This window comes from Comamonas sp. CAH-2 (assembly GCF_009668305.1).
Taxonomy (GTDB): domain Bacteria; phylum Pseudomonadota; class Gammaproteobacteria; order Burkholderiales; family Burkholderiaceae_C; genus Comamonas; species Comamonas aquatica.
In genome coordinates, this window is record NZ_VSWF01000001.1 from 178,781 (window position 1) to 204,778 (window position 25,998).

The following is a 25,998-nucleotide window of genomic DNA, read 5'->3' on the forward strand; positions in this document are numbered from 1 at the left end:
TCAATGATTCAATAAATGTTGTATTATTGTTTGATGCAAGAAGCACAAGTCATTCGATCCCTGGCGGCGCTGGCCCACGAGGCACGCTTGCGCGTGTTCCGGGCGCTGGTGGTCGCAGGCCCCGATGGGCTGACGCCCAGCGCCTTGGCCGAGCAGTTGGGAATCGCCCCCAACGCCCTGTCGTTCCACCTCAAGGAGCTGTTCCACGCCGAGCTGGTCAGCCAGGAGCGCCTGGGTCGCAATGTGCTGTACCGGGCCGCGTTCCCTGCGATGAACGGATTGCTTGCGTACATGACCGAAAACTGCTGTCAAGGCGCGGCCTGCACGCCGGCCGGGGCCGCGTCCTGCCACTGCTGAAGGAGCTCGCGATGAAACGCTTTCATGTCCACCTGCACGTCGATGATCTGGCCCAGAACATCGCCTTCTATACCCAGCTGTTTGGCGCAGCACCAGCACTCGTGGAGCGCGACTACGCCAAATGGATGCTGGAGGATCCGCGTGTGAACTTCGCCATTTCCACGCGCGGCCACCACCCGCCGGGTCTGGACCATCTGGGTTTTCAGGTGGATGCGAGCGAGGAACTGGCTGACCTCAAGGCGCGTGCACAGGCCGCAGACATGGCTGTGCAGGACGAGGGCAGCACCACCTGCTGCTACGCACGCAGCGACAAGCACTGGATCACCGATCCCCAGGGGATCGCCTGGGAGCATTTCCATTCGTTGGAGAACATTCCGGTCTTCCACGAAACATCCGACGCGCCTGCCGCGAACAGCGCTTGCTGCGCCCCGAAAGCGGCAGCACCTGCACCGGCCCCCACCACCAGTTGCTGTGCTCCCCGCTCTGGCTCCAACTCCTCGTCCTGTTGCTGAGATTCCATGACTTCTGCTCAACCATTGCATGTTCTGTTCCTGTGCACCCACAATTCGGCGCGCAGCATCTTGGCCGAGGCCTTGCTCAACCATCTGGGGCAGGGCCGTTTCCAGGCCTTTTCGGCCGGCAGCAGCCCGCGCGCCAACCAGCAACCCAACCCCTTGGGGCTGCAGGTGCTGGAGCGGGCCGGCATCGCTACGCAAGGGCTGCACAGCAAGAGCTGGGAGGTGTTTGCCGCCCCCGGGGCACCCCACATGGACCTGATCATCACGGTCTGCGACAGCGCGGCGGGCGAGGTTTGTCCAATCTGGCCCGGCCATCCCGCAACGGCGCACTGGGGCTATGCCGACCCTTCCGCCGGCGACGGCAGCGATGACACCAAGCTGGAGGCCTTCCGCCAGACCCTGCACCTGATGCGCCAGCGTCTGGAGCTCTTGGTCAATCTGCCGGCGGACAAGTTGGCGCGCACATGCCTGCAAGGCACGGCGCGTGCACTGTCTGCCTCTGCCAGCCAGTAACCAGCCGCACGGCTGCAGCAGCGTTCCGAGCGGTCATGCCTCCATATGGGGGAATGGGTGCCCATGCGGAACACTGCGCGGCCGGCCAAGCCCGTTGACCGGCTGTTCCCGATTCCCGGCACCACCATGGTGGTGCCTCGTTTGTTTTTCTGAAAAAGCCCTGCACCATGCTCACGGCCATCCTGATCTTTGTTTTCACCCTGGTGCTGGTCATCTGGCAGCCGCGCGGCCTGGGCATCGGCTGGAGCGCCTCCATCGGCGCCACCATCGCGCTGCTGCTGGGCGTGGTGCACCTGGGCGACATTGCCGTGGTCTGGGGCATTGTGTGGAACGCGACGGCCACCTTTGTCGCCATCATCCTCATCAGCCTGCTGCTGGATGAGGCGGGATTCTTCGAATGGGCAGCCTTGCACGTGGCCCGCTGGGGGGGCGGGCATGGCCTGCGGCTGTTTGCCTTCATCGTGCTGCTGGGGGCGGTGGTGTCGGCGCTGTTCGCCAACGATGGCGCTGCGCTCATCCTCACGCCCATCGTCATGGCCATGCTGATGGCGCTGGGCTTTTCCCCGGCGGCCACGCTGGCCTTCGTGATGGCGGCGGGTTTCATCGCCGACACCGCCAGCCTGCCACTGATCGTGTCCAACCTGGTGAACATCGTGTCGGCCGACTTCTTCCAGATCGGCTTCAACGCCTACGCGGCCGTGATGGTGCCGGTCAACATCGCCTCGGTGCTGGCCAGCCTGGTGGTGCTGATGCTGTGCTTTGGCCGCAGCATCCCGGCCCGGTATGAGCTGGCCCAGCTCAAGGCCCCGGCCGATGCCATCCGCGACCCGGCCACCTTCCGTGCCGGCTGGGTGGTGCTGGTGCTGCTGCTGGTCGGCTTCTTTGGCCTGGAGCCGCTGGGCGTGCCGGTCAGCGCCGTGGCGGCGGTGGCCGCGGCGCTGCTGCTGGCGGTGGCCGCGCGCGGCTCGGTCATCAGCACCCGCAAGGTGCTGCGCGGCGCGCCCTGGCAGATCGTCGTGTTCTCGCTGGGCATGTACTTGGTGGTCTATGGCCTGCGCAATGCCGGGCTGACGGATGAGCTGGCCGGCTGGCTGGACTGGTTTGCGCAGGGCGGCATCTGGGGCGCGGCCCTGGGCACTGGGCTGTTGTCGGCGCTGCTGTCGTCGGTCATGAACAACCTGCCCACGGTGCTGATCGGCGCCTTGTCCATCGATGCCTCCAGCGCCACCGGGCTGGTCAAGGAGGCCATGGTCTACGCCAACGTGATCGGCTGCGATCTGGGGCCCAAGATCACACCGATTGGCAGCCTGGCCACCTTGCTGTGGCTGCATGTGCTGGCGCAAAAGGGCCGCACGATTGGCTGGGGCTACTACTTCAAGGTGGGCGCGGTGCTGACGCTGCCGGTGCTGCTGGTCACGCTGTCGGCCCTGGCCGTGGTGCTGGGCGCCCGGGCCTGAATTCTGCGGCCTGGTGCCGGCCCATGCACCGGGCGTTCACTGGCGCAGGTCGGCAAACACCTGGGCCCAGTCGCTGTCCTGCAGCGGCAGCAGGTCCATGAAGCGCAGCATCAGCGCACCTTCCAGCGCGCACAGGCGCAGGATCTCCTGGCGGCATTCGGGGGTGGCGGCCGACAGCTGGTCGAACACCTGGGCGTACCAGGCGCGCAGGCAGGCGCGGCTCTCCGGCTCCTGGGTGATGGCCAGCGAGAAGGCCGCAATCCGCTGGTTCACGGCCGAAGCCGCCGTGGTCACGGCATCCACATAGGCATCCACCGACGAGGCGCCCTCGGCCCGGGCGCTGTCGAAGCGCGCCTGGTAGCCGCTGTCCAGGTGCTCATAGAGCGCCGCCAGCAGGCCTTCCTTGGTGCCGAAGGTGTTTTGCACACCGCCCTTGCTGACTCCGGCCGCCTTGGCGATGGCGTCGAAAGACAGGGCGGCCGCGCCGCGCGCCACGATGATCTGCTCCGCGGCTTCAAGCAGGCGGGTTTTGTCGATGGAAGGTTTTCGGGCCATGGCAGTGGGGCAGGAAATAAAAATACGAACGTATTACAATGCGGTCGTATTTTAATTGAATGTGGGACACATGGAGAGACCCTTTCAAAATCGCTGGCTGACGCTGGCGATTGTTTCCGCGGCCTTGTTCCTGGTCGTGATCGACATGACGGTGCTGTACACCGCACTGCCCAGTCTGGCGCAGGCCCTGCGCACCACGGCCTCCGAGAAGCTGTGGATCCTGAACGCCTACTCCCTGGTCATGGCCGGGCTGATGCCGGTGCTGGGCGCACTGGGTGACCGCATCGGGCACCGCCGCATCTTCATCGCCGGCATGGTCGTGTTTGGCGTGGCCTCCATGCTGGCGGCCCTGGCGACGACCTCCGCGGTGCTGATCGGCGCGCGGGTGCTGCTGGCGATCGGCGGCGCCGCCATGCTGCCGGCGACCATCGCCATCATCCGGGTGACGTTCCAGGACCCGCGCGAGCTGGCGCTGGCCATCGGCATCTGGGCTGCGATCGCCTCCGGTGGTGCGGCCGTGGGGCCGTTGCTGGGCGGCGCCTTGCTGGAGCATTTCTGGTGGGGCTCGGTGTTCCTGATCAACGTGCCCATCATCGCCGTGGCCACGCTGCTGGCGCTGCGCTATGTGCCGGTGCGCCCGGGCAATGCCGCTATCACCATCGACCTGCCCAGCTGTGGTTTGAGCATGGTCGGCATCATCGCGCTGGCCTACGGCATCAAGGAGCTGGCCAAGCCCGGCGGCAGCACCGCGCTGGCCCTGGGCATGCTGGTGCTGGGCGGCGCCACGCTGGGGGTCTTCGTGCGCCGGCAGCTGCGGCTGGAGCGCCCGCTGATCGACCTGCGCCTGCTGGCCCAGGCGCCGATTGCCACCGGCATGCTGGTGGCGCTGGTGGCGTCCATGACCCTGATCGGCTTCGAGCTGGTGCTCAGCCAGCGGCTGCAGCTGGTGGTGGGCAAGAGCCCGCTGGAGGCCGGGGCCTTTGTGCTGCCGATTTCGCTGGGCTCGTTCTTTGCCGGGCCGCTGGCCGGCGCGGTGATCGGCCGCATCGGCTGCGTGCGCGTGATTGCCGCCGGGCTGGCGATGACGGCCCTGGGTATCGCCGGCTATCTGCTGCTGCGCGACGGCAGTGTGCTGGCACAGGTGCTGGTGCTGACGGTCTGCGGCATCGGCATCGGCGCCAGCCTGACGGCGTCCAGCACCCTGGTGATGAGCAATGTCTCGGAAGACCGCGCCGGCATGGCCGGGTCCGTGGAGGGCGTGGCCTATGAGTTTGGTGGCGGCTTTGGCGTGACCATCTTCGGCTCGCTGATGACAGCGGTCTACGTGTCCACGGTGGACCGCCTGGGCTTTGCCGTGCAGGCGGGCGGCAGCCTGGACGAGGCGCATGCCCACGCCCGTGCCCACCCCGAGGCCCAGGCCATGCTGCAGGCGGCGATGCAGGCGTTCGAGACGTCCTTCACCTGGGTCAGCGTGGCCGTGGCGGCCATCCTGCTGGCCCTGGTGCTGGCCGTGCTGGGCCAGCGGCGCAGACTGGGCGCAGCGGGTGAAGCGCCCCGCGTGGCCGCGCATTGATCCAAAAAAAGAGCTGCCAGCGCAGGCCCACATTGGGTTTCAGCGATAAAACAGCTGAAAACCCTTATGGCACGAGCGCTGACAGCTCTTTTCAGAGTAGCGGCCCCCGGCTGTCCAGCCCTTGGCCGCGGCCCGGTGGCTCAGCGGGCGCCGCTGATGTCCATGTCCTGCAGCCGGACGAAGCGCGTGCCCTTGCCCAGCTTGTAGCCCCACCAGATCGCCAGGAACAGCGGGATGCCGATGTAGGTGGCGATCACGCCGGTCCAGTCGATGGTCTCGGCCAGGAAGGCCTGGTAGTTCTGGCCCAGGGTGATGATCAGGCACAGCGCGAACGCGAAGATGGGCCCGATGGGGAAGGCCGCGGCGAGGTAGGGCAGCTGGTGCGTGTCAAAGCCCTGCACCTCGCAGGCGCGGCGGAAGCGGTAGTGGCTGATGGCAATCCCCAGCCAGGCGATGAAGCCGCACATGCCTGACAGGTTCAGCAGCCAGATGTAGACCGACTCGGGGCTGAACACATTGGTGAAGAAGCACAAGGCCGCGATCACGGTGGTGGCGATCAGCGCCATGATGGGCACGCCGCGCGCATTCACGCGGGCGAAGATCTTGGGCGCCATGTTCTGCTGCGCCAGGGCGTACAGCATGCGCGTGGAGGCGTACATGCCGGAGTTGCCGGCCGACAGCACCGAGGTCAGCACCACGGCATTCATCACCGCTGCCGCGCCCAGCAGGCCGGCGTGTTCGAACACCAGGGTGAAGGGGCTGACGCTGATGTCGCCCAGGTCGTTGCGCAGCAACTGCGGGTCGGTGTAGGGGATCAGCAGGCCGATGATCAGGATGGAGAAGACGTAGAACAGCAGGATGCGCCAGAACACCTTGCGCACTGCGCGGGGCACGTTCTGGGCGGGGTTCTCGGACTCGCCGGCGGCAATGCCGATCAGCTCCGTGCCCTGGAAGGAAAAGCCCACGATCATGGCCACGCCGATCAGTGCCGCAAAACCGCCGGCAAACGGCGCGTCACCGGCCGTGAAGTTGGCGATGTTGCCCCACAGGCCGTCGGGGGCGCCGCCGGTCAGGATGCCGAAGACCATCAGCAGGCCCACGCCGATGAAGACCAGCACGGTCACCACCTTGATGGCGGCAAACCAGAACTCGGATTCGCCGAAGCCCTTGGACGACAGCGAGTTCAGGCCGAACATCAGTGCCAGGAAGATTGCGCTCCACAGCAGGCCGTTGACGCCGGGGAACCAGTAGGCCATCACCAGCTGCGCGGCCACCAGGTCCACGGCAATCGTCACCGCCCAGTTGTACCAATAGTTCCAGCCCAGGGCGAAGCCGAAGCCCTCGTCCACGTACTTGGCGCCGTAGGTGGCGAACGAACCCGAGACGGGCAGGTGCGAGGCCATCTCGCCCAGGCTGGTCATCAGGAAGTAGACCATCAGGCCGATCACACAGTAGGCCAGCAGCGCGCCGCCGGGGCCGGCCTGCGAGATGGTGGCGCCCGAGGCCACGAACAGCCCGGTGCCGATGGAGCCGCCAATGGCGATCATGGACATGTGCCGGGCCTTGAGGCCGCGGCGCAGGGAAGACACTTGCGAGTCAGCAGACATAGAAAGGGGGAAATCCGTTGCAATCACCCGGCGGGCCGCTGGCCTGGCCGGACAGGCCCACAAAAAAGCCGCACTGCTGCGGCCTTGGCGGTGGCGTAAGGGGCTGGATTTTGGGCGATGGCCGACCTCTTGTGTGGCGATGGCGTTAATGACCCTACAGCCAGTTAAGAGAAGCTAACGCGCCGCCCATTTGCCGAGGCGGTGCGACCGGGCGTTGCAGTCAAAATGGCCTGCAGCGCGCATGCAGTCTGCGCAGGCTGCTCTGCTTTTTCGCCACGAAAGTGCCGCACGGGCCTGGCCTCAGGGCAGCAGCTGGATGGGCATTTCCACCAGCAGGCGGATCTGGTCGATGTTGGCTTCGCCCTGCGTCCGGTTGGCGCGGTGCACGCTGTAGCGCAACTGCAGCGCCATGCCCTTGGCCATGCCGTGCTGCACGGTGTAGCGCAGCAGCAGGTCGCGCTCCCAGTGCTTGCCGCCGCTGCCGCTGTAGCCCAGGTAGTTGGCGTAGACGCTGTTGAGGTGGCGGTGGTCGATGCCCGAGCCGCGCGTGTAGGCCACGCCCGCGCTCAGCCCGGGGGCGAGCAGGGGGCCCAGGTCCACGTCGTACTTGAGCTGCCAGGAGGCTTCGCGCGGGCCGTTGAAGTCGGACAGCTGCATGGCGTTGTCCAGCCAGATGGAGCCGCGGTTCACATAGTCGAACGGGTTGTCGCCCTGCACCTTCTGGTAGCCCAGCCCCAGCTGGTGCGGGCCGAAGGCGTAGCTGCCCATCAGGCTCCAGGTGGTGGTGTCGATGTGGCCGGCCCGCGCCTGGCCGGTGTCGGTGTTGCGGTACAGGTTCAGGTTGAACGCCAGCTTGCGCTGCTCGGCCAGCGGCAGCTGGTAGGCGCCGCCCAGGTACCAGGTGTTCCAGTGCTCGGCATAGCGGCCGTAGTAGCTGCTAACGGACAGGTGGGGGACGGGGGTGGTCCAGGTGCCACCCAGGAAGCTGAAGGCATCGCCGGGGCTGCCGGCATAGTTGGCCAGCAGCCGGCCCCCGTTCTGGCGCGCGTTGCGGTCGCTCCAGCGTGTGAAGCGGCCGGCCTGCAGGCTCAGGCCGGGCAGGTCGGTGCTGGTGAGCTGCCAGCCGCGGTTGGTCTCGGGCAGCAGGCGGCTGTCGGAGGAACTGAAGATGGGGTTCTTGGTGCGCATCTCGCCCAGTTTCAGCTCGGTGGAGGCCAGGCGCAGCTTCAGCGCGGCGCCGGCACGGCCGAAGCGGTCGGCAATGTCCGCACCGTCCTTGGCCACATAGCGCGGCGTGGCACGGGCGCTGTCGGCCTGGGTGTCCAGGTTCAGGGCGCCGTAGGCGTGGGCATCCAGGCCGACGCCCACCAGGCCGCGCGTGTAGCCCGATTGGTAGTTCAGCATCAGCCCGTAGGCCGATTCCTGGGCCTGGGTCTGGCCGCGCAGCCCGTTGGTGGCGCGGAAGCTGCTGCCTTGTTGGTAGTCCAGCTGCTCCCACACCACGCGGTTCAGCAGGCCCAGGCGGCTGCCGGCGACAAAGCCCTGGGCCTCGTCCTGGGCACTGGCCTGGGCGTTGGCGGCGGCGGCGCACAGCAAGGCGGCGCCCAGGGCGGAAAGGGGGGAGGTCTTGCAAGGCATGGGGTCGGGTCCGGGAGAGGTGGTCGGTGGGGGCGCTGCCGCCGCAGCGGGCGGGTGCTGCAGCCGCGGTGCCAGAAATTCCATGAAATACCGCGCCAGCCCGCATGGGGTCTGCGCAGGGTGCTCTTTTATTTGGCGCCGGCCTGGGCGCGCGCCACAATCGCCTGGAAGCGCTGCTGCGCCTGCGGCGGCACCACCTCGGGCACGGCCAGGGCGGACAGCGGGGCATCGCCGACCTGGATCAGCATCACCATGCCCATGGCGTAATGCGGCAGGCATTTGACGCCGTACAGACCGGGCTCGGTCAGCGTGACGGCGATCTCCTGGTTGACCTTGCCGCGAAACGGCGTGGCCCCGGCGGGCGCCATGCCGTCGATGGAGACCGCATCGTGGCCGCTGCTGGCCGCCACGAAGCGGATGGTGTCGCCCGGTGCGGCGCGCACGAACTCCGGCTCGTAGGCCATGGGGCCGTGCGGGCCGCGGTTCAGCATCCGGACCTCCCAGGTCTCGGCGTGGGCCAGGGTGGCGGCACCGCCGCACAGCAGAAGGGCCGCCAGGCGGCTGGGGGGCAGGAGGGTCATGGAGGGGCCTTTCAAACTCAGGGAGCAGGGGCCGCCAGCGGCTGAAAGCGCAGCACGTGGCGGCCGTCCTGGGGGTCGATCAGGGTGCGCGCCTGCACCTGGAAGACGCTGCGCAGCAGTTCGGGGCTGAGCACCTCGGCCGGCGGGCCGAGCCGCACCAGCCGCCCGTGCTGCAGCACCGCCAGCCGGTCGCAGGCCAGGGCCTGGTTCAGGTCGTGCAGCGCCACCACCTTGGTGATGGGCAGGCCCTGGATCAGCTGCATCAGCGACAGCTGCTGGTGGATGTCGAGGTGGTTGGTCGGCTCGTCCAGCAGCAGCACGCAGGGCTGCTGCGCCAGGGCCCGCGCCAGGTGGGCGCGCTGGCGTTCACCGCCCGACAGGGTGCTCCAGGCGCTGTGTGCCTTGGCCTGCAGGCCCACGGCGGCCAGCGACTGGGCCACCACCGCGCGGTCGTGGGCCGACAGCGGGCGCAGCGCGGACAGCCAGGGCGTGCGCCCCAGTTCCACCGCGTCCCAGACGCTGATGGCATCTTGTGTATGGGCCATCTGCGGCACGAAGGCCAGCTGCCGCGCCAGCGACCGGCGTGGCAGGGTGTGCAGCGGCTGTGTGCCCAGCAGCACCTCGCCCTGCTGGGGGCGCAGCACGCCGGACAGCAGGCGCAGCAGGCTGGACTTGCCCGAGCCGTTCGGGCCGATCAGGCCCAGCAGCTCACCGGCTTGCACCTGCAGCGAGACCTCGTGCACGATGCGCGTGCCGTGCGCCTGCCAGCTGATGCCGCAGGCCTGCAGGGCGGGGGACTGCACAGCCGTCATGGCCGGCCCCCGGGAGCTTTGAGCAGGATGAGCGCGAACACGGGCGCACCCACCAGGGCCGTGATGACGCCGATCGGCAGCACCTGGCCAGGGATCAGCGTGCGCGAGACCACGTCCGCCGCAATCAGAAACAGGGCGCCCATCAGCGCGCTGACTGGAATCAGCCGGCGGTGCCGCACGCCCACCAGCAGGCGGGCGGCGTGCGGAATCACCAGCCCCACAAAGCCGATCGCGCCGACGATGGACACCATCACCGCCGTCATCAGCGCAGCGGCCAGCAGCAGCGTCAGCTGTACGCGGCGCACGGGCACGCCCAGGGCGGCGGCGGATTCGCTGCCAAAGGTGAAGGCATCAAGCGAGCGCGCGTGCAGCAGGCACACCACCGTGCCGGCGACGGCCACGGTGGCCGCCCCCAGCGTGTCGGGCCAGCGCACGCCGCTGAGGCTGCCCAGCAGCCAGAACATGATGCCGCGCGCTTGTTCGGCGCTGCCGGACTTGGTGATGATCAGCGAGGTGAGCGCGTTGAACAGCTGCGAGCCGGCAATCCCGGCCAGCACGATCTGCCCGCTGTTGTGCAGGCCCCCCCGCCCGGCCGCGTGGGCCAGCAGCGCCACCAGGGCGAAGGCGCAGACGGCGCCGACGAAGGCGCCGGTGGTCATGGAGATGGCGCCGGCACCCAGGCCGGCCACGGTCACCAGCACCGCGCCCGTGGAGGCCCCGGCCGAGATGCCCAGCAAATAGGGTTCGGCCAGCGCATTGCGCAGCAGCGACTGCAGGATCACGCCCGAGATGGCCAGCCCGGCGCCGCAGCAGGCGGCCACCAGGGCGCGTGTCAGGCGGTAGTTCCAGACAATCCCCTGGTTGATGGGGTCGACGGCGTAGCGGGTGCCCGCCAACTGGTTGGCCAGCACCTCGAAGACGGTGCGCACGGAGATCTCGGTCTCGCCGATTGCAATCCCCAGCACGACGGCGACCAGCAGCAGCACCAGCGCGGCCAGGGTCAGCAGACCCCCGCGCAGCCACAGGCCGGCCGCGTGCAGCAGGGCGGGCGCAGGCGGGCGCGCCACGGTCTGCATCAGCACCGTGCGCACCCGGGCGCAGGCCGCGGGGCCCGGCGTGGACGGCCGCGTGTCACTTCGCGCGGCCCTGCAGTTGCAGCACCGCCTCGGCGATCTGCTCCATGCCATCCACCTGGCGGATGGAGCCCTGCAGCGCATCTGCATCCACGATCACGATGCGCTGGTGCTTGACGGCGTCCATGTGCCGGGTGACTGGGTCCTGCTGCAGGAATTCCAGCTTCTTCTGGTAGTCGTCGGCCGGGAAGCGGCGGCGGTCCATGCGGGCGATGATCAGCACCGACGGGTTGGCCTTGGCGACGGTTTCCCAGCCCACGGTGGGCCACTCTTCGGTCGAACTGACGATGTTGCGCAGGCCCAGCGTCTGCATCATGTAGCCGGCCACGCCGTTCTTGCCGGCCATGTAGGGGTCGGCCGCCAGGTCGGCGCTGGAGAACCACAGCGCCGCCGTGAGCGGCTGGCGCTGCGCGCCCTGGACCTTGGCCACGGCCTGGGCCTGGCGGTCGCTGAGGCTCTGGACCAGCTGTGCACCGCGCGCCGGCACGCCGAAGATCTCGGCCAGTTGGCGGATGCTCTTGTACAGGGTCTGGACGTCGTAGCTGGCCGTGCGCGTGCCGTCGGCGCCGACCAGGTTGTTCTTGCCTTCGCAATCGGTCGGCATGGCGTAGGTGGCGATGCGCAGGTCATGGAACTGCTCGCGCGTGGCGACCACGCCGTCCTTACCCACCATCCACTCGAATTGCGAGACCACGAGGGCCGGGCGCTTGCCGATCACCGACTCGAAGCTGGGAATGTTGTCCGACAGGCGCGGTACCTTGTCGTTGATGGCCTTGAACTGCGGCAGCACGGGGTTGAACCACAGGGCGGTGCCCACCACCTTGTCACCCAGGCCCAGGGCGTAGAGCATTTCCGTGCCGCCCTGGCCGATGGTGACCACCGAGGCCGGTGCCCGGTCCAGTTGGAGGCGATGGCCGCAGTTCTGCAGCTGCAGCGGGTAGTCCGCGGCGTGGGCAGACAGGGCGGTGGCCAGCAGGGCGGCGTAGGCAAGGCGTCGAGGCAGCATCAGGGGGCTTCTTTCCAGAAACAGCGGGTACCCCTGGAAGCACTGGCAACACCCCCGCAGCGCGCGAGACCCCGAAAGGCCCTGGCAGGCAGGTCCACGGGACATTGCTCACTTCCCGGACACCCCGCCGGCAATCGATGGTTGGTGCTTTGGCAGGTCTCCTGACTGGCACGTCATCGCGTCGCCCCGCCTTCCCGAATGTGGATTCAGTGGCGGATGGGGCGGGCTCGTTGCCTACAGTTGCGGGGGCAGTTCCATTCGGCCGCCAGACCCTGAAGCGGGCGGCGGTCATTGGATTCCCTCATGCGGCTGGCGGTGGCTGGCGCATGTCCTTGCGGAACCAAAGTTCGGGTAATGTAGCTGATTTTGTAGCGTCTGGCGCAGGCACCGTCTGCGTGGACACCTGTTTCCAGTCTGATATGTCCCTTCCCGAATGCATGGCCATTGCGCCCGTCCACCGCCTGGAGGCGGTGCAGGACTTCTTGCACACGGCCCGCCAGCAGATGTTCGGCACGCTGGTGGATCCGCAGCAAACCCCCGCGGATCTGCAGCATTTTGAGCAGGTGTACGCGGCGGGCACGGGCTGCATGTGGGCGGCCCGGCATCCGCAGCACGGCATGGTGGGCAGCATTGCCTACCGCGCCTACGATGGCCGCTTCGCGCAACTGGATTTCGGCGCGCTGCGCGTGGTGGAGGTGGTGCGCCTGTTCGTCGCCCCGGTGTGGCGCCGGCAGGGGCTGGCCGTTGCCTTGCTGGACCACGTGCGCCAGCACGCCATCGCCCAGGGGGTGCAGCTGCTGTACCTGCACACGCACCCGTTCCTGCCGGGCGCGCTGGAGTTCTGGCAGCAGCAGGGCTTTCAGGTGGTGCAGCGCGAAACGGCCGCGCCCTGGCACACCATCCACATGCAATGCGCCCTGTAGCGCGCGCCGCGCGCAGTCTGCGCCGCGGGGGCGGCAGTCGCTTCTATAATCCGCACTCCAACAGGAGCCCCGCCGCACCCGCGTGCGTGGGGTGAAACGGGAAGTCCGGTGACCTCACACCCTTGGTGTGGAGCATTCCGGCGCAGCCCCCGCTGCTGTAAGCCTGACAGACACACTTCGATGCCACTGGGAGCCCCCCGGGAAGGCGGTGTGCGCTGTATGACGGCAAGCCAGAATACCGACCTGTTGGCACGCAGTTGTATGCCACGGGGTGTGGGCCGTTTGCTGACAGGTTCCATCCCGCCTTGGCGGGGCGCCGGCCCGCCGCACACACACCACCTTCCCGTATGGGCATGCCTTTCCATGGAAATGGCTCGGGGAGAGCATGGACCTCACGTTCAAACAACAGCATGCTGAACGCATGCAGGACAAGAAAGCCCAGGTGCAGGCCGCCATGGCGCGCGCCCAGGTTGAGCGCGGCATCGTCGTGCTGCTGACCGGCCACGGCAAGGGCAAGACCACCTCGGCCTTCGGCATGCTGTACCGGGCCCTGGGCCATGGCCTGCGCGCCGGCGTGGTGCAGTTCATCACGGGCACCCACGCCTCGGGTGAAGTCACCTTTTTGCAGCAGCAGGGGCTGCTGGGGCAGGGGGCGAGGGCCCAGGTGGACTACCACGCCATGGCCACGGGCTGTTCCTGGCAGCGCAGCGACTGGGACGCCGACCTGCCCGCAGCCAACCAGGCCTGGCAGGCGGCGCAGCGCATGCTGGCCGACCCCAGCCTGCGCCTGGTGGTGCTCGACGAGCTGACCTTCATGCTGCAGTACGGCTATCTGGCGCTGCCCCAGCTGCTGCAGGCGCTGGAGCGCCGCCCCGCCGGACAATCGGTGGTCATCACCGGCCGCAGTGCGCCGGCACCGCTGCTGGCGCTGGCGGACACGGTCAGCGAGATCGCCGACACCCGGCATGCCTTCCAGGCCGGCGTGAAGGCGCAGGCGGGCGTGGACTTCTGATGCGGCCACCGCTGCAGGCCCTGCTGCTGGCGCTGTGCGCCGGCCTGCCCATGGCCGTGGGGGCGGGTGCGCTGCCCACGCTGATGTCCACCAACATCTGCGCCGACACCCTGGCGCTGAGCCTGGCAGCGCCGCAGCAGATCCTGTCACTGTCGCGCCAGAGCCAGGATGCGCAGCGCTTTTCCCTGGCCGCCCAGGCCCGGCAGTTTCCCGCCAACGAAGCGACGGCGGAGGACGTGCTGCACTTGCAGCCCCAGGTGGTGCTGGCCTCGCGGCGCTGGAATGCCCGGCACCAGACGGCCTTGCTCCAGCGCCATGGCGTGCAGATCGTGACGGTGCCGTTTCCCACCGACTGGGAGGGCATCTTCAGCAGCACGCGCAAGATGGGCCAGGCCCTGGGGCGCGAGGCCGCCGCGCAGGCGCTGCTGGACAGCCTGTCCGCCAGACTGGCGCAGTTGCGCGCCACACCGCGGCCTTTCAAGGTCCTGTACCTGCGCCCGAATGGCGGCAGCGCGGGTGCGCAGACGCATGTGGACGCCGTGCTGACGGCCGCCGGCCTGCGCAACCATGCCAGCGCGCTGGGCCTGCAGGGCTGGGGGCGCATCGATCTGGAGCGCATCGTGCAGAACCCGCCCGACATCTTCATCACCCCCGGGCTGGTCAATGACGCGGCCTACGCCCGCTCCGGGCTGAGCCGCCATCCGCAGATGCAAAAGCTGCTGCAGCACATCCCCGTGGTGGTGCTGCAGCACAACGACTGGGGCTGCAGCAACTGGCAACTGATCGAGGCGGCCGAGTCGGTGGCCGCCCAGATCGACGCTTTGCCGCGGCCTGCCGCCCGGGTGGCGCTGCGCGAGGGGGCCCCATGATGCGCTGGACCGCACGCACCGGCATGCCCCGTGTCTGGCTGCTGAACACCGGGCTGCTGGCCCTGCTGCTGGTGCTGGCCGGCATCTCCCTGGGCATCGGTTCGGTGTCCATCGGGGTGGCGGACTGGTGGGCGGCGGCCTGGCAGCCCGCAGGCGCCAGCGATCTGGCCGTGCGCCACCAGGCCATCGTGCAGGAAATCCGCCTGCCGCGCGTGGTGCTGGCGGTGCTGGTGGGCATGTCGCTGGGTGTCGCGGGCGCGGCTCTGCAAGGCCTGCTGCGCAATCCGCTGGCAGAGCCCGGCCTGCTGGGCGTCAGCTCCAGCGCCGGCCTGGGTGCCGTGCTGTGCATCTATTTCGGGCTGTGGCACTGGAATGCCTGGCTGTTGCCCACGGTGGCCATGGCCAGCGCGGCCGCCGCCACGCTGGTGCTCTACCGCATCGCCAGCCGGGGCGCTAGCAATCTGACCCTGATTCTGGCGGGCGTGGCCATGTCCTCGCTGATGGCGGCGCTGACGTCGTTGGCCATCAACCTGGCCCCCACGCCCACCGACATGCAGGACATCGTGCTGTGGCTGATGGGCTCGCTGGCCGACCGCAGCTTCGACGAGGTGCGGCTGTGCCTGCCTTTCATTGCACTGGGGCTGCTGATCCTGGCCGGCAGCGGCCGCCAGCTGGATGCGCTGACGCTGGGCGAGGACGAGGCCGCCAGCATGGGCGTGAACCTGCCGCGGCTGCGCGCGCAGGTGATTGCCGGCACGGCGCTGTGCGTGGGTGCCAGCGTGGCGGTGACGGGGTCCATCGGCTTCATCGGGCTGGTGGTGCCGCACCTGTTCCGCAGCCTCGTGGGCTACCGGCCTTCGCGCCTGCTGCTGCCCAGTGCGCTGGGCGGGGCCGTGCTGCTGCTGGGGGCGGACATTGCGCTGCGTCTGCTCAGCGGGCGGGTGGAGCTGATGCTGGGCGTGGTCACGGCCCTGATCGGCGCGCCTTTCTTCTTTTACCTGGTGGTGCGCGAGCGCTGGAGGCATCGCTGATGCGTACGCTGTCGGTCGAGTCGCTGCAGGTGGCATGGCGGGGTCAGACCTGCGTGCAGGACCTATCGTTCCAGGTCCAGTCGGGTGAGCTGTTGGCCCTGATCGGCCCCAACGGCGCCGGCAAGAGCACGGTGCTGCGCGCCCTGGCCCAGCTGCTGCCGCACCAGGGGCGGGTGCTGCTGGATGGCGAGGACCTGGCACGCCTGGCCCCCCACCAGCGCGCCAGGCGCCTGGCCTACCTGGCCCAGGGTGACCAGGTGGCCTGGCCCTTGCAGGTGCGTGACTTCGTGGCACTGGGGCGCCTGCCACACCAAGTCCGCTGGCGCCTGGCGTCGACATCAAAAACCGATAAGAATGCCGTGGATGCTGCGCTGAGCGCTATGCATTTGACGGACATGGCCGAGCGCCACCTGCATGCGCTGTCGGGCGGCGAACGCGCCCGCGCGCGCCTGGCCCGTGCCATGGCCGTGCAGGCGCCGCTGCTGCTGGCCGACGAGCCCGTGGCGGCGCTGGACCCCTACCACCAGCTCAGCGTGATGGAGCTGCTGCGCGCCCAGTGCAATGCCGGCCATGCCGTGGTCGTGGTGTTGCACGATCTCACCCTGGCCAGCCGCTTTTGCGACCGCGTCCTGCTGCTGCAAGGCGGGCGGGCCGTGGCCTGCGGTGCGCCGCGCCATGTGCTGACCCCGGCACACCTGCAGCGTGTCTACCAGGTCCAGGCCATGCATGGCGAGCATGAAAGCCAGGGCTACGTGCTGCCCTGGCGCTGCCGGCCTGGGACAGAACCCTCGGGGGCCGGCGTGCGCTGAAGCCGACGACCCATTTTTCACGGATCACAGGAGTCTTTCGACCATGAACACCCACCAAAAAATTCCCGCCACCATCGTCACCGGCTTTCTGGGCAGCGGCAAGACCACGCTGCTGCGCCACATCCTGGCGAACGCCAATGGCCGTCGCATTGCGGTGATCGTCAACGAGTTCGGCGAGCTGGGCATCGATGGTGACATCCTGCGCGGCTGTGGCATCGGCTGCGAGGACGAGGCCGGCGCGCAAAGCGGCCAGCTGTACGAGCTGGCCAATGGCTGCATGTGCTGCACCGTGCAGGAAGAGTTCTACCCGGTGATGCGCAAGCTGATCGAGCGCCGCGACGAGATCGACCACATCCTCATCGAGACCAGCGGCCTGGCCCTGCCCAAGCCGCTGGTGCAGGCCTTCAACTGGCCCGAAATCAAGAACGCCTGCACGGTCGACGCGGTCATCACCGTGGTCGATGTGCCCGCCACGGCGGCTGGGCAGTTTGCCGCCAACCCCGCGGCCGTCGATGCCCAGCGCAAGCAGGACCCCAACCTGGACCACGAATCGCCGCTGCACGAGCTGTTCGAGGACCAGCTGATCTCCGCCGACCTGGTGGTGCTGACCAAGCTGGACCAAGCCAGCGCCGCCGAGCGCGCGCAGGTCGAAGCCATCGTGCGCGAGGAAGTGCCGGCGCAGGTGAAGATCGTGGCCGCCAGCCATGGCCAGATCGACCTGGACGTGGTGCTGGGCCTGTCCAGCGCCTCGGAAGACAGCATCCATGAACGCGTGGGCCACCACGAGCACGGTGACGACGACCACCACCACGACGAGCACGACCACGACGTGTTCGACTCGGTGGTGGTGCAGCTGCCCGAGGTGGAGCGCGAGGCCTTGCTGGCCCAGCTGGCCGCCATCGTGGCCGAGCACACGGTCTACCGCATCAAGGGCTTTGTGGCCCTGCCGGACAAACCCATGCGCCTGGTGGTGCACGGCGTGGGCAAGCGCTTTGACAGCTACTTCGACCGCCGCTGGCGCGAGGACGAGGCCCGCCAGACCCACCTGGTGTTCATCGGCCACGACCTGGAGGAAGGCGCGATCCGCGCTGCGCTGGACGGCCTGACTGCCGGAGCCTGCTGATGCACCTGCTCGCTGTCCAGCCCGGTGGCTTTGTCGACGACGAAGCCTTTGTGTCCAGCCTGGGCCAGTCGCCGGCCGATGTGGTGGTGCTGAGTGCGGCCGACACCACGCTGGCGCTGCTGGCCGATGCCTATGAACAGTTGCAGGCACAGGCCACAGCCCCGGGGCTGGAGGGCGAGCCCCTGCCGACGGTGCGCCTGGCCAACCTGATGCACCTGCGCCAGCCCGCCTCGGTGGACCTGTACGTGGACGAGGTGCTGCAGCATGCCCGCGTGATCGTGATCGACCACCTGGGCGGCGAAAGCTACTGGCCTTATGGCACGGAACGCGTGCGCGAGGTCTGCCGCAAGCACCGCATCACGCTGGTGATGTTCTCCGGCTGCACCACGGAAGACATGAACTTGCTGCAAAAGAGCACGGCCTCCATCGAGCAGTGCCGCAGCATCTGGCGCTACCTGCGCGAGGGCGGGGCGGCCAACGCGCGCGAGATGTTCCGCTACCTGTGGCACAGCTTCCTGGGCGGCGCCCAGGCGGCGCTGCCCGCCCGGCCGCTGCCGGCCACCGCCGTCTACCACCCGGCACACGATGTGGCCACGGTCGATGACTGGCAGCAGCCCGGGCCGCTGCAGTGGCAGGCCGGCCAGCCGGTGGTGGTGGTGCTGTTCTACCGTGCGCACCTGCAATCGGGCAACACCCAGCTGTTCCACACCCTGTGCCAGCAACTGTGGGCCCAGGGCATGAACCCCTTGCCGCTGGCCGTGCTGTCGCTGAAAGACGCCACCAGCCTGGCCCTGCTGCACCAGTTGTGCGCGGCCCACCAGGTGTCGCTGATCCTGAACACCACCTCGTTCGCCCAGTCGTCGCTGGAAGCCCCGGGCGACCACGCGCTGGCAGGCGACATCCCGGTGCTGCAGGTCATCATGTCGGGCAGCAACCAGCAAAGCTGGCTGGACGACGCCCACGGCCTGCAGCCGCGCGACATCGCCATGCACGTGGCCATGCCCGAGGTGGATGGCCGCATCATCACGCGCGCCATCAGTTTCAAGGGGCTGTCGCACCGCAGCGCGCTGACCCAGTCCGACGTGGTGCAGTACCAGGCCCATCCGGAGCGCCTGGCCTTCGTGGTGGAGCTGGCCCGGCGCTGGTGCCGCCTGCGCCACCGGCCCAATGCAGACAAGCGCCTGGCGCTGATCCTGGCCAACTACCCCACGCAGGAAGGGCGCCTGGGCAATGGCGTGGGGCTGGACACGCCGGCCTCGGTCATCCACATCCTGCAGGCCCTGCAGCAGCAAGGCTATGCGCTGCAGGACATCCCCGCCGACGGCGATGCCCTGATGGCGCTGCTGCAGCAAGGCATCACCAACGATCCCGCGTCCTGGCAGCTGCGCGCGGCCCAGCAAAGCCTGGACCTGGCCAGCTACCAGGCTTTCTTTGCCAGCCTGCCGGCGGTCAACCAGCAGGCCGTGCTGCAGCGCTGGGGTGCGCCCGAAGCCGATCCCATGCTGCGCCAGGGGCGCTTCATGGTGGCCGGGCTGCGCCTGGGCCAGGTGTTTGTCGGCATCCAGCCGGCGCGCGGCTACCACCTGGACCCCATGGCCAGCTACCACGACCCGGACCTGGTGCCACCGCATTACTACCTGGCCTTCTACCACTGGCTGCGCACCGCCTGGCAGGCCGATGCCATGGTGCACGTGGGCAAGCACGGCAACCTGGAATGGCTGCCTGGCAAGAGCGTGGCCCTGTCCCAGACCTGCTGGCCGGACCTGGCGTTCGGCCCCATGCCGCACCTGTACCCCTTCATCGTCAACGATCCGGGCGAGGGCACCCAGGCCAAGCGCCGTGCCCAGGCGGTGATCGTGGACCACCTGATGCCGCCGCTGACGCGCGCCGAAAGCTATGGCCCGACGCGCGACCTGGAGCGCATGGTGGACGAGTACTACGAAGCCATCACGCTGGACCGCCGGCGGGCCACGCTGCTGCGCCAGCAGATCCTGGCGCACATCGTCGCGCACGACCTGCACCAGGACCTGGGCATGGCGGCGCCACGCTCTGAGGCCGAGGAGCAGGAGCTGCTGAACAAGACCGATGCCTACCTGTGCGAACTCAAGGAAAGCCAGATCCGCGACGGCCTGCACATCTTTGGCCAGTCGCCCACTGGCCGGCTGGAGCGCGACACCTTGCTGGCCCTGGCGCGCCACCCCGTGGGCCACGGCCAGGGCGCCAACAACAGCCTGATCCGGGCGCTGGCGCAGGACCTGCTGCCGGGCTGCGACTTCGATCCGCTGGATGCCGCCTGGGAGCAGCCCTGGAGCGGCCCGTTCCCCGAGCTGCTGCGGCAGGTCGACCCCCAGCCCTGGCGCCACACCGGCGATACGCGCGAACGGCTGGAGCTGCTGGCACTTCAAATTCTGGAGCATGATGCGCTTGACAGCATTGCGCTGGAGGCCAATTTCGTGCATGCCAGCCAGGTGCTGCAACGCGTGCAGCAGGACCTGCGGCCACGCCTGCAGGACTGCGGCCCGCAGGAAATCCTGCAGCTCAGCCGTGGCCTGCAGGGCCGCTTCGTGCCCGCCGGGCCCAGCGGTGCGCCAACGCGCGGTCGCCCCGACGTGCTGCCCACCGGGCGCAACTTCTTTTCCATCGACACCCGGGCCGTACCCACGCCCACCAGCTGGACGCTGGGCCTCAAGTCGGCCCAGTTGCTGGTCGAGCGCTACACCCAAGAGCATGGTGACTACCCCCGCTCGCTGGGCCTGTCGGTCTGGGGCACGTCCACCATGCGCACCGGTGGCGATGACATCGCCCAGGCCTTCGCCTTGCTGGGCGTGCGCCCCAAGTGGGACGACGGCAGCTGGCGCGTGAGCGACTTCGAGGTGCTGCCCATGTCCATCCTGGGCCGCCCCCGGGTGGACGTGACCTTGCGGGTGTCCGGCTTCTTCCGCGACGCGTTCACGAACGTGATCCGCCTGTTCGATGCCGCCGTGCAGAAGGTCGCCAGCCTGGACGACGAGGACGCCTTCACCAACCCCATCCGCGCGCGCGTGCTGCAGGAAGCGGCCGAGCTGCAGGCCCAGGGCCTGAGCCACGAGGCGGCCCGCCACCAGGCCGGGCTGCGCGTGTTCGGCGCCAAGCCCGGCAGCTATGGCGCCGGCCTGCAGGGGCTGATCGACGGCCGCAACTGGGACAGCGACGAGGACCTGGCCACGGCCTACCGCAACTGGGGTGCCTATGCCTATGGCCAGCAGGATGACGGCACGGCGGTGCCCGAGACCTTTGTGCGCCGCCTCAGCGAGATCCAGCTGGTGGTGCACAACCAGGACAACCGCGAGCACGACCTGCTGGACTCGGACGATTACTACCAGTTCCAGGGGGGCATGGCGGCCGCCGTGCGCCATTACAGCGGCCAGCAGCCGGACCTGTACTTTGGCGATCACAGCAACCCGCAATCGCCGCGCATGCGCACGCTGCAGGAGGAAATCAGCCGCGTGGTGCGCACGCGCGTGACCAATCCCAAGTGGATCGAGGGCATCAAGCGCCACGGCTACAAGGGCGCGTTCGAGGTCGCGGCCACGGTGGACTATCTGTTCGCCTTCGACGCCACGGCGCGCGTGGTGCGCGACGACCAGTACGCCCGCGTGACCGACGCCTTCGTGGCCGATGCCGCCACGCGCGATTTCCTGCAGCAGCACAATCCGGCGGCCTTCCACGGCATGTGCGAGCGCCTGCTGGAGGCCATCGGCCGCGGCCTGTGGCAACAACCCGGTGACCACCAGCAACTGCTGGAGCAGCACTTGCTGGCCACCGAGCAACTTTTGGAGAGCCGATGATGTCGACAGCCACCCCGCCTGCCACCGCGCCCGTGGGTTTCCCCTTCACGGCCATCGAGGGCCAGCCCCTGCTGCAACGGGCCCTGCTGCTGGCGGCCGTGGACCCCTTGCTGGGCGGGGTACTGGTCGAGGGGCCACGGGGCACGGCCAAGTCCACCAGCGCCCGGGCGCTGGCCGCGCTGCTGCCGGCCGGCCGCTTTGTGAATCTGCCGCTGGGCGCCACCGAGGAGCAACTGGTCGGTTCGCTGGACCTGGAGGCGGCCCTGCAGCGCAGCGCCGTGCAGTTCCGCCCCGGCCTGCTGGCGCGCGCCCATGGCGGGATCCTGTATGTGGACGAGGTCAATCTGCTGGCCGATGGCCTGGTGGACCTGCTGCTGGACGTGAGCGCCAGCGGCATCAACCGCGTGGAGCGCGACGGTGTGTCGCACCAGCACGAGGCGCGCATCACCCTGATCGGCACCATGAACCCCGAGGAGGGGCAGCTGCGCCCGCAGCTGCTGGACCGTTTCGGCCTGTTCGTGCGGCTGGAGAACGTGCCCAACGCCCAGGTGCGCAAGGCGATCGTGCGCACCCGCATGGCCTTCGATGCCGATCCGCAGGCCTTTGCCAGCCGCCATGCCGCCGCACAGACGGCCCTGGCGCTGGGTGTGGCGCAGGCCCGCGACCGGCTGGCCACCGTGGAGTGGCCCGAGGCCGTGCACGACGAGGTGGCCCAGCGCTGCCAGGACGCCGGCGTGGAAGGCGTGCGGGCCGATCTGGTGATGCTGCGCGCTGCGCGCGCCCATGCCGCGCTGGAGGCCCGGGCGCAGGTGACGCCGGCCGACGTGCAGGCCGTGGCCGAACTGGCGCTGGCCCACCGCCGCACCCAGGGGCAGCCACCGGCGCCGTCCAGCCCACCGGCCGAGCCACCGCCGCAGCACCCCGAGACCCCGCCTGCCCAGGCGGCCACGAACCCACCGCCCACGGCCCCGGCGCCCGCACCGGACGCCGGCCCTGCGGACCAGAACCCGGCCGGCGACTGGGGTGCCATGCCCGCCTCGCAGGCCGTGCCCCTGCAGGCGGTGAAAGCACTGAGGCCTTTTCAGCCAAAAAAAGCCTGACGCGCTCTGCCCCCACGGGCCAGGCCGGACAGGCCGTGGCAGGGCGCGACAGCAACACGGCACGCAAGGGCCGCAGCCTGGGGCCGGCCAGCCGCCAGCTGAACTGGGCCGCCACGCTGGCGGCCAAGGGCCCTGGTGCGCTGCAACCGCAGCATCTGCACTTCCGCCGCCAGCCGCAGGGGCGCAAGACCTTGCACCTGGTGCTGCTGGACCAGTCCGCGTCCATGCTGCGCGGGCAGAAGCTGGCCTGGGCCAAGGGCTGCTTGCTGGCCCTGTCCACGCTGTTCTACCGCCGCCGCGACGCGATGGCCGTCCTCGGTTTTGCGGGTGAGCAGGCGCAGTGGCTGCAAAAGCCCGGCAAGGCCGGGCTGTTCAACGAGCACTGGATCGCTCCATTGCGCGGTGGCGGGGCCACGCCCATCCAGTCGGCCATCGATGCCGTGCAGGACACCGTGCGCCGCACCCCGGCTGGCACGCAGGTGGCGGTGTGGCTGCTGACCGACGGCCGGTTCGACCCGCTACCGCAGCGCCCCGGGGGGGTCGACGACTGCTACATCATCGACTTTGAAGACGGGGCCGTGGCCCTGGGCCGCTGCCACCGCCTGGCCGAGATGTGGGGCGGCACCTGCGTGCCTGCCGCGCAGTGGGGCACGCCGATCGCGGGCTAAGCGGCGGCGGCCACAGGCGGGGAGCGCAACGGGAATTGGCGCGATCCGTCAAGCCATATCCGAGCAGGCGGTCATGGTGCTGCCGGTGGCAGCATCGGCACTGCCCGCATAGTTGGGGCAAGGAGCTGATGCCGCATGACCCCACGCCCAGACTGCCCCCCACCCGCACCGCCTTGGCACGCGCAACCGGCCGAGCAGGCCCTGGCCGCACTGGACAGCCGCCCCCAGGGGCTGACTGCCGCGCAGGCCGCACAGCGCCTGGCCCAGTACGGACCCAACCGCTTGCAGGCGGCCCCCCGGCGCAGTGCCTGGCTGCGCCTGCTGCTGCAGTTTCACAACGTGCTGCTGTACGTCATGCTGGCCGCGGCGGTGGTCACGGCCTTTCTGGGCCACTGGGTGGACACCGGTGTGCTGCTGGCGGCGGTGCTGGTCAATGCCGGCATCGGCTTTGTGCAGGAGGGCAAGGCCGAATCGGCGCTGGATGCCATCCGTGCCATGCTGTCGCCGCATGCCGTGGTGCTGCGCGATGGCCAGCGCCAGGAGATTGACGCGGCAGACCTGGTGACCGGCGATGTGGTGCTGCTGGCCTCGGGTGACCGCGTGCCGGCCGACCTGCGGCTGCTGCAGGTCAAGGAGCTGCGCTGCGATGAATCCGCGCTCACCGGCGAGTCCGTGCCGGTGGACAAGCACATAGAGGGTGTGGCCGCCGAGGCCCCCCTGGGGGACCGCCGTGGCATGGCCTATGCCGGTACCCTGGTCGCCTATGGCCAGGCCACCGGTCTGGTGGTGGCCACGGCACGCGACACCGAGATCGGCCGCATCGACCGCCTGCTGGCCGATGTGGCCAGCACCAGCACCCCCTTGCTGCGCCAGATCGACCATTTCGGCCACCGGCTGGCCGGGGTCATCCTGGGGCTGGCGGCGCTCACCTTTGTCCTGGGGGTCTGGCTGCGCGGGCACCCGGCGGCCGACATGTTCATGCTGGTGGTGGCGTTGGTGGCCTCGGCCATCCCCGAGGGGCTGCCGGCCATCATGACCATCACCCTGGCCCTGGGCGTGCAGCGCATGGCGCAGCGCCAGGCCATCGTGCGCCGCCTGCCGGCGGTGGAGACCCTGGGGTCGGTCACGGTGATCTGCTCGGACAAGACCGGCACGCTGACCCGCAACGAGATGACGGTGCAGCGCGTGGTCTGCGCCGGGCTGGACGTGGCCGTCAGCGGTGCCGGCTACCTGCCCGAGGGGCGCTTCCAGGTGGGCGCACACGTGATCGACCCCGACCGCCACGAAGCCCTGGCGCTGGCCTTGCGGGCGGGCGTGCTGTGCAACGACGCGCGCATGGCGCTCGATGACCAGGGCCAGTGGCATGTGGTGGGCGACCCGACCGAAGGGGCGCTGCTGGTGGCCGGCCACAAGGCGGGACTGCTGCAGGAGGTGGCGGCGGCCGCTTGGCCGCGCAGCGACTCCATCCCCTTCGAGTCGCAGCACCGCTTCATGGCCACGGGCCACCGTGATGACGCCGGCACGCCCTGGATCTTTGCCAAGGGCGCGCCCGAGAAGATGCTGGACATCTGCGACCGGGAATGGGGGCCGCAGGGCGAGCGGCCCGTGGATGTCGACACCTGGCGACGCATGGCCACCGACATGGCCGCGCGCGGCCTGCGTCTGCTGGGCTTGGCCTGCAAGCGGGCGGCCCCCGCCGGGCAGGGGCTGGCGTTTGCCGATGTGGCCCAGGGCTACACCCTGCTGGCCCTGGTCGGCATTGCCGACCCGCCGCGCGACGAGGCGGTGCGGGCCGTGGCCCAGTGCCATGCGGCCGGCATCCGCGTGAAGATGATCACCGGCGACCATGGCGAGACCGCGCGCGCCATCGGTGCGCAGCTGGCCATCGGGACGGGCAAGCCCGCCGTCACCGGGGCCGAGCTGGAGCTGATGGACGATGCCGAGCTGCAGCGCATGGCGCTGGAGGTGGACGTGTTCGCGCGCGCCAGCCCGGAGCACAAGCTGCGCCTGGTGCAGGCCCTGCAGCGGCACGGCCAGGTGGTGGCCATGACTGGCGACGGCGTGAACGACGCCCCGGCCCTGAAATGCGCCGATGTGGGCGTGGCCATGGGCGGCAAGGGCACGGAAGCGGCCAAGGAGGCGGGCGACGTGGTGCTGGCCGACGACAACTTCGCCACCATCGCCGCGGCCGTGCACGAAGGGCGCGCGGTGTACGACAACATCCGCAAGTTCATCCTGTTCATGCTGCCCACGAACGGCGGCGAGGCGCTGGTGGTGATCGCCGCCATCCTGTTTCAGCTGACGCTGCCGATGACGCCGGCCCAGGTGCTGTGGATCAACATGGCCACGTCCTGCACCCTGGGGCTGGCGCTGGCCTTCGAGCCGGCCGAGCCGGGCATCATGCAGCGGCCCCCGCGTCCGCCGCAGGAGGCCTTGATTTCGGGCCTGTTCATCTGGCGCGTGCTGCTGGTCTCGGTGCTGATGATGGCGGCCGCGCTGGGCCTGTTCCTGTGGGAGCTGGCGCAGGGCACCGAACTGGCCGTGGCGCGCACCATGGCGGTCAGCACCATCGTGCTGGCGGAGATGGGCTACCTGCTCAGCAGCCGCTTGGTGCTGGCCCCGGCCTTCAGCCGGGAGGCCCTGAACGGCAACTGGGTGCTGGTGTGGACGCTGCTGGCCTGCCTGCTGCTGCAGCTGGGCTTCGTGCACCTGCCGGTGCTGCAGTCCATCTTTGGCTCGGCGCCGCTGGATGCGGCGCAGTGGGCCAAGGTCGCCCTGGCGGGGGGCGTGGTGTTCCTGGGCGCCGAGCTGGACAAGTGGCGTGCCCGCCGGGCAGCGCAGCGCCGCTGAGTTGGGGGTGGTGCCCGTGCGTCACAGCACCCGGAT

22 protein-coding genes and 2 riboswitches are annotated in these 25,998 nt (G+C 69.2%); of the genes, 15 read left to right on the plus strand and 7 right to left on the minus strand.

All coding sequences use genetic code 11. From position 1 onward, the window contains the following. The first annotated feature begins 33 nt into the window (after positions 1 to 33). The 4 genes from FYM52_RS00815 to FYM52_RS00830 all read left to right on the plus strand — a co-directional run bounded on the left by FYM52_RS00815 (position 34) and on the right by FYM52_RS00830 (position 2,845). Positions 34 to 357 carry a helix-turn-helix transcriptional regulator gene (locus FYM52_RS00815; protein ID WP_042412634.1) on the plus strand — a complete coding sequence of 108 codons (324 nt, stop codon included), beginning with the start codon at positions 34 to 36 and terminating at the stop codon, positions 355 to 357. Positions 358 to 368: 11 nt separating this feature from the next. After that, positions 369 to 869 carry an ArsI/CadI family heavy metal resistance metalloenzyme gene (locus FYM52_RS00820; protein ID WP_154162698.1) on the plus strand — a complete coding sequence of 167 codons (501 nt, stop codon included), beginning with the start codon at positions 369 to 371 and terminating at the stop codon, positions 867 to 869. A 6-nt stretch (positions 870 to 875) separates the two neighbouring features. Next, complete coding sequence (locus FYM52_RS00825; protein WP_154162699.1) at positions 876 to 1,388, plus strand: arsenate reductase ArsC; 513 nt, start codon at positions 876 to 878, stop codon at positions 1,386 to 1,388. A 167-nt stretch (positions 1,389 to 1,555) separates the two neighbouring features. Beyond that, entirely contained in the window at positions 1,556 to 2,845 is a 1,290-nt protein-coding gene (locus tag FYM52_RS00830; RefSeq protein ID WP_154162700.1) for an arsenic transporter, read from the plus strand. 36 nt (positions 2,846 to 2,881) lie between these two features. Here the strand turns inward: FYM52_RS00830 and FYM52_RS00835 are convergent, their stop codons facing one another. Beyond that, complete coding sequence (locus FYM52_RS00835) at positions 2,882 to 3,400, minus strand: TetR/AcrR family transcriptional regulator (RefSeq protein ID WP_154162701.1); 519 nt, start codon at positions 3,398 to 3,400, stop codon at positions 2,882 to 2,884. 70 nt (positions 3,401 to 3,470) lie between these two features. Between FYM52_RS00835 and FYM52_RS00840 the strand changes: the two genes are divergently transcribed. After that, the gene (locus FYM52_RS00840; RefSeq protein ID WP_154162702.1) at positions 3,471 to 4,973 is read left to right on the plus strand and encodes an MFS transporter; all 1,503 of its coding nucleotides are present in this window, start codon (positions 3,471 to 3,473) and stop codon (positions 4,971 to 4,973) included. 140 nt (positions 4,974 to 5,113) lie between these two features. On the opposite strand, the gene FYM52_RS00845 is transcribed toward FYM52_RS00840, so the two are convergent. The 6 genes from FYM52_RS00845 to FYM52_RS00870 all read right to left on the minus strand — a co-directional run bounded on the left by FYM52_RS00845 (position 5,114) and on the right by FYM52_RS00870 (position 11,750). Beyond that, a complete protein-coding gene (locus FYM52_RS00845; RefSeq protein WP_154162703.1) occupies positions 5,114 to 6,580 on the minus strand; it encodes an amino acid permease in 1,467 nt (488 codons plus the stop codon). Positions 6,581 to 6,880: 300 nt separating this feature from the next. Next, positions 6,881 to 8,218, minus strand: a complete 1,338-nt coding sequence (locus FYM52_RS00850; RefSeq protein WP_154162704.1) for an OprD family outer membrane porin — start codon at positions 8,216 to 8,218, stop codon at positions 6,881 to 6,883. Positions 8,219 to 8,346: 128 nt separating this feature from the next. Then, a complete protein-coding gene (locus FYM52_RS00855; protein ID WP_154162705.1) occupies positions 8,347 to 8,799 on the minus strand; it encodes a pseudoazurin in 453 nt (150 codons plus the stop codon). Positions 8,800 to 8,816: 17 nt separating this feature from the next. Continuing rightward, a complete protein-coding gene (locus tag FYM52_RS00860; protein WP_370513778.1) occupies positions 8,817 to 9,602 on the minus strand; it encodes an ABC transporter ATP-binding protein in 786 nt (261 codons plus the stop codon). Positions 9,603 to 9,607: 5 nt separating this feature from the next. Next, a complete protein-coding gene (locus FYM52_RS00865; protein ID WP_154162892.1) occupies positions 9,608 to 10,687 on the minus strand; it encodes an iron ABC transporter permease in 1,080 nt (359 codons plus the stop codon). Positions 10,688 to 10,742: 55 nt separating this feature from the next. Beyond that, complete coding sequence (locus FYM52_RS00870) at positions 10,743 to 11,750, minus strand: ABC transporter substrate-binding protein (protein ID WP_154162707.1); 1,008 nt, start codon at positions 11,748 to 11,750, stop codon at positions 10,743 to 10,745. 133 nt (positions 11,751 to 11,883) lie between these two features. Further along, positions 11,884 to 12,110, minus strand: a riboswitch (cobalamin riboswitch). A 59-nt stretch (positions 12,111 to 12,169) separates the two neighbouring features. On the opposite strand from FYM52_RS00870, the gene FYM52_RS00875 reads away from it, so the two are divergent. The 10 genes from FYM52_RS00875 (at position 12,170) to FYM52_RS00920 (ending at position 25,962) form a co-directional block, all read left to right on the plus strand. Then, positions 12,170 to 12,673: a GNAT family N-acetyltransferase gene (locus tag FYM52_RS00875; RefSeq protein WP_202981126.1), complete on the plus strand. Its 504-nt coding sequence runs from the start codon at positions 12,170 to 12,172 to the stop codon at positions 12,671 to 12,673. A 45-nt stretch (positions 12,674 to 12,718) separates the two neighbouring features. Continuing rightward, positions 12,719 to 12,935: riboswitch (cobalamin riboswitch) on the plus strand. Between the two features lie 123 nt (positions 12,936 to 13,058). After that, positions 13,059 to 13,685, plus strand: a complete 627-nt coding sequence (gene cobO, locus FYM52_RS00880; RefSeq protein ID WP_154162708.1) for a cob(I)yrinic acid a,c-diamide adenosyltransferase — start codon at positions 13,059 to 13,061, stop codon at positions 13,683 to 13,685. Continuing rightward, entirely contained in the window at positions 13,685 to 14,554 is an 870-nt protein-coding gene (locus FYM52_RS00885) for an ABC transporter substrate-binding protein (protein WP_154162709.1), read from the plus strand. Before cobO ends, FYM52_RS00885 begins: the two co-directional genes overlap by 1 nt. After that, complete coding sequence (locus FYM52_RS00890; RefSeq protein ID WP_202981127.1) at positions 14,551 to 15,585, plus strand: iron ABC transporter permease; 1,035 nt, start codon at positions 14,551 to 14,553, stop codon at positions 15,583 to 15,585. The genes FYM52_RS00885 and FYM52_RS00890 overlap by 4 nt, the downstream gene beginning before the upstream one ends. Then, complete coding sequence (locus tag FYM52_RS00895) at positions 15,585 to 16,394, plus strand: ABC transporter ATP-binding protein (RefSeq protein ID WP_154162710.1); 810 nt, start codon at positions 15,585 to 15,587, stop codon at positions 16,392 to 16,394. The genes FYM52_RS00890 and FYM52_RS00895 overlap by 1 nt, the downstream gene beginning before the upstream one ends. A 43-nt stretch (positions 16,395 to 16,437) precedes the next feature. Continuing rightward, positions 16,438 to 17,517, plus strand: coding sequence for a cobalamin biosynthesis protein CobW (gene cobW, locus FYM52_RS00900; protein WP_154162711.1), 1,080 nt, complete (start codon positions 16,438 to 16,440; stop codon positions 17,515 to 17,517). Then, positions 17,517 to 21,344: a cobaltochelatase subunit CobN gene (cobN, locus tag FYM52_RS00905; RefSeq protein WP_154162712.1), complete on the plus strand. Its 3,828-nt coding sequence runs from the start codon at positions 17,517 to 17,519 to the stop codon at positions 21,342 to 21,344. Before cobW ends, cobN begins: the two co-directional genes overlap by 1 nt. Beyond that, positions 21,344 to 22,444 carry an ATP-binding protein gene (locus tag FYM52_RS00910; protein WP_154162713.1) on the plus strand — a complete coding sequence of 367 codons (1,101 nt, stop codon included), beginning with the start codon at positions 21,344 to 21,346 and terminating at the stop codon, positions 22,442 to 22,444. Before cobN ends, FYM52_RS00910 begins: the two co-directional genes overlap by 1 nt. A 35-nt stretch (positions 22,445 to 22,479) precedes the next feature. Then, positions 22,480 to 23,112 carry a VWA domain-containing protein gene (locus tag FYM52_RS00915; protein ID WP_202981128.1) on the plus strand — a complete coding sequence of 211 codons (633 nt, stop codon included), beginning with the start codon at positions 22,480 to 22,482 and terminating at the stop codon, positions 23,110 to 23,112. Between the two features lie 135 nt (positions 23,113 to 23,247). After that, entirely contained in the window at positions 23,248 to 25,962 is a 2,715-nt protein-coding gene (locus FYM52_RS00920) for a cation-transporting P-type ATPase (RefSeq protein ID WP_154162714.1), read from the plus strand. The last annotated feature ends 36 nt before the right edge of the window (positions 25,963 to 25,998 follow it).

Bases quoted from the DNA above. Each gene is read 5' to 3' on its own strand.
- FYM52_RS00910 (WP_154162713.1), top strand. From the start codon at position 21,344: ATGTCGACAGCCACCCCGCCTGCCACCGCGCCCGTGGGTTTCCCCTTC.
- FYM52_RS00865 (WP_154162892.1), bottom strand. From the start codon at position 10,687: ATGCAGACCGTGGCGCGCCCGCCTGCGCCCGCCCTGCTGCACGCGGCC.
- FYM52_RS00840 (WP_154162702.1), top strand. From the start codon at position 3,471: ATGGAGAGACCCTTTCAAAATCGCTGGCTGACGCTGGCGATTGTTTCC.
- FYM52_RS00835 (WP_154162701.1), bottom strand. From the start codon at position 3,400: ATGGCCCGAAAACCTTCCATCGACAAAACCCGCCTGCTTGAAGCCGCG.
- FYM52_RS00885 (WP_154162709.1), top strand. From the start codon at position 13,685: ATGCGGCCACCGCTGCAGGCCCTGCTGCTGGCGCTGTGCGCCGGCCTG.
- FYM52_RS00895 (WP_154162710.1), top strand. From the start codon at position 15,585: ATGCGTACGCTGTCGGTCGAGTCGCTGCAGGTGGCATGGCGGGGTCAG.
- FYM52_RS00855 (WP_154162705.1), bottom strand. From the start codon at position 8,799: ATGACCCTCCTGCCCCCCAGCCGCCTGGCGGCCCTTCTGCTGTGCGGC.
- cobO (WP_154162708.1), top strand. From the start codon at position 13,059: ATGGACCTCACGTTCAAACAACAGCATGCTGAACGCATGCAGGACAAG.
- FYM52_RS00845 (WP_154162703.1), bottom strand. From the start codon at position 6,580: ATGTCTGCTGACTCGCAAGTGTCTTCCCTGCGCCGCGGCCTCAAGGCC.
- FYM52_RS00920 (WP_154162714.1), top strand. From the start codon at position 23,248: ATGACCCCACGCCCAGACTGCCCCCCACCCGCACCGCCTTGGCACGCG.
- cobN (WP_154162712.1), top strand. From the start codon at position 17,517: ATGCACCTGCTCGCTGTCCAGCCCGGTGGCTTTGTCGACGACGAAGCC.
- cobW (WP_154162711.1), top strand. From the start codon at position 16,438: ATGAACACCCACCAAAAAATTCCCGCCACCATCGTCACCGGCTTTCTG.
- FYM52_RS00820 (WP_154162698.1), top strand. From the start codon at position 369: ATGAAACGCTTTCATGTCCACCTGCACGTCGATGATCTGGCCCAGAAC.
- FYM52_RS00875 (WP_202981126.1), top strand. From the start codon at position 12,170: ATGTCCCTTCCCGAATGCATGGCCATTGCGCCCGTCCACCGCCTGGAG.
- FYM52_RS00850 (WP_154162704.1), bottom strand. From the start codon at position 8,218: ATGCCTTGCAAGACCTCCCCCCTTTCCGCCCTGGGCGCCGCCTTGCTG.
- FYM52_RS00825 (WP_154162699.1), top strand. From the start codon at position 876: ATGACTTCTGCTCAACCATTGCATGTTCTGTTCCTGTGCACCCACAAT.
- FYM52_RS00830 (WP_154162700.1), top strand. From the start codon at position 1,556: ATGCTCACGGCCATCCTGATCTTTGTTTTCACCCTGGTGCTGGTCATC.
- FYM52_RS00815 (WP_042412634.1), top strand. From the start codon at position 34: ATGCAAGAAGCACAAGTCATTCGATCCCTGGCGGCGCTGGCCCACGAG.
- FYM52_RS00890 (WP_202981127.1), top strand. From the start codon at position 14,551: ATGATGCGCTGGACCGCACGCACCGGCATGCCCCGTGTCTGGCTGCTG.
- FYM52_RS00870 (WP_154162707.1), bottom strand. From the start codon at position 11,750: ATGCTGCCTCGACGCCTTGCCTACGCCGCCCTGCTGGCCACCGCCCTG.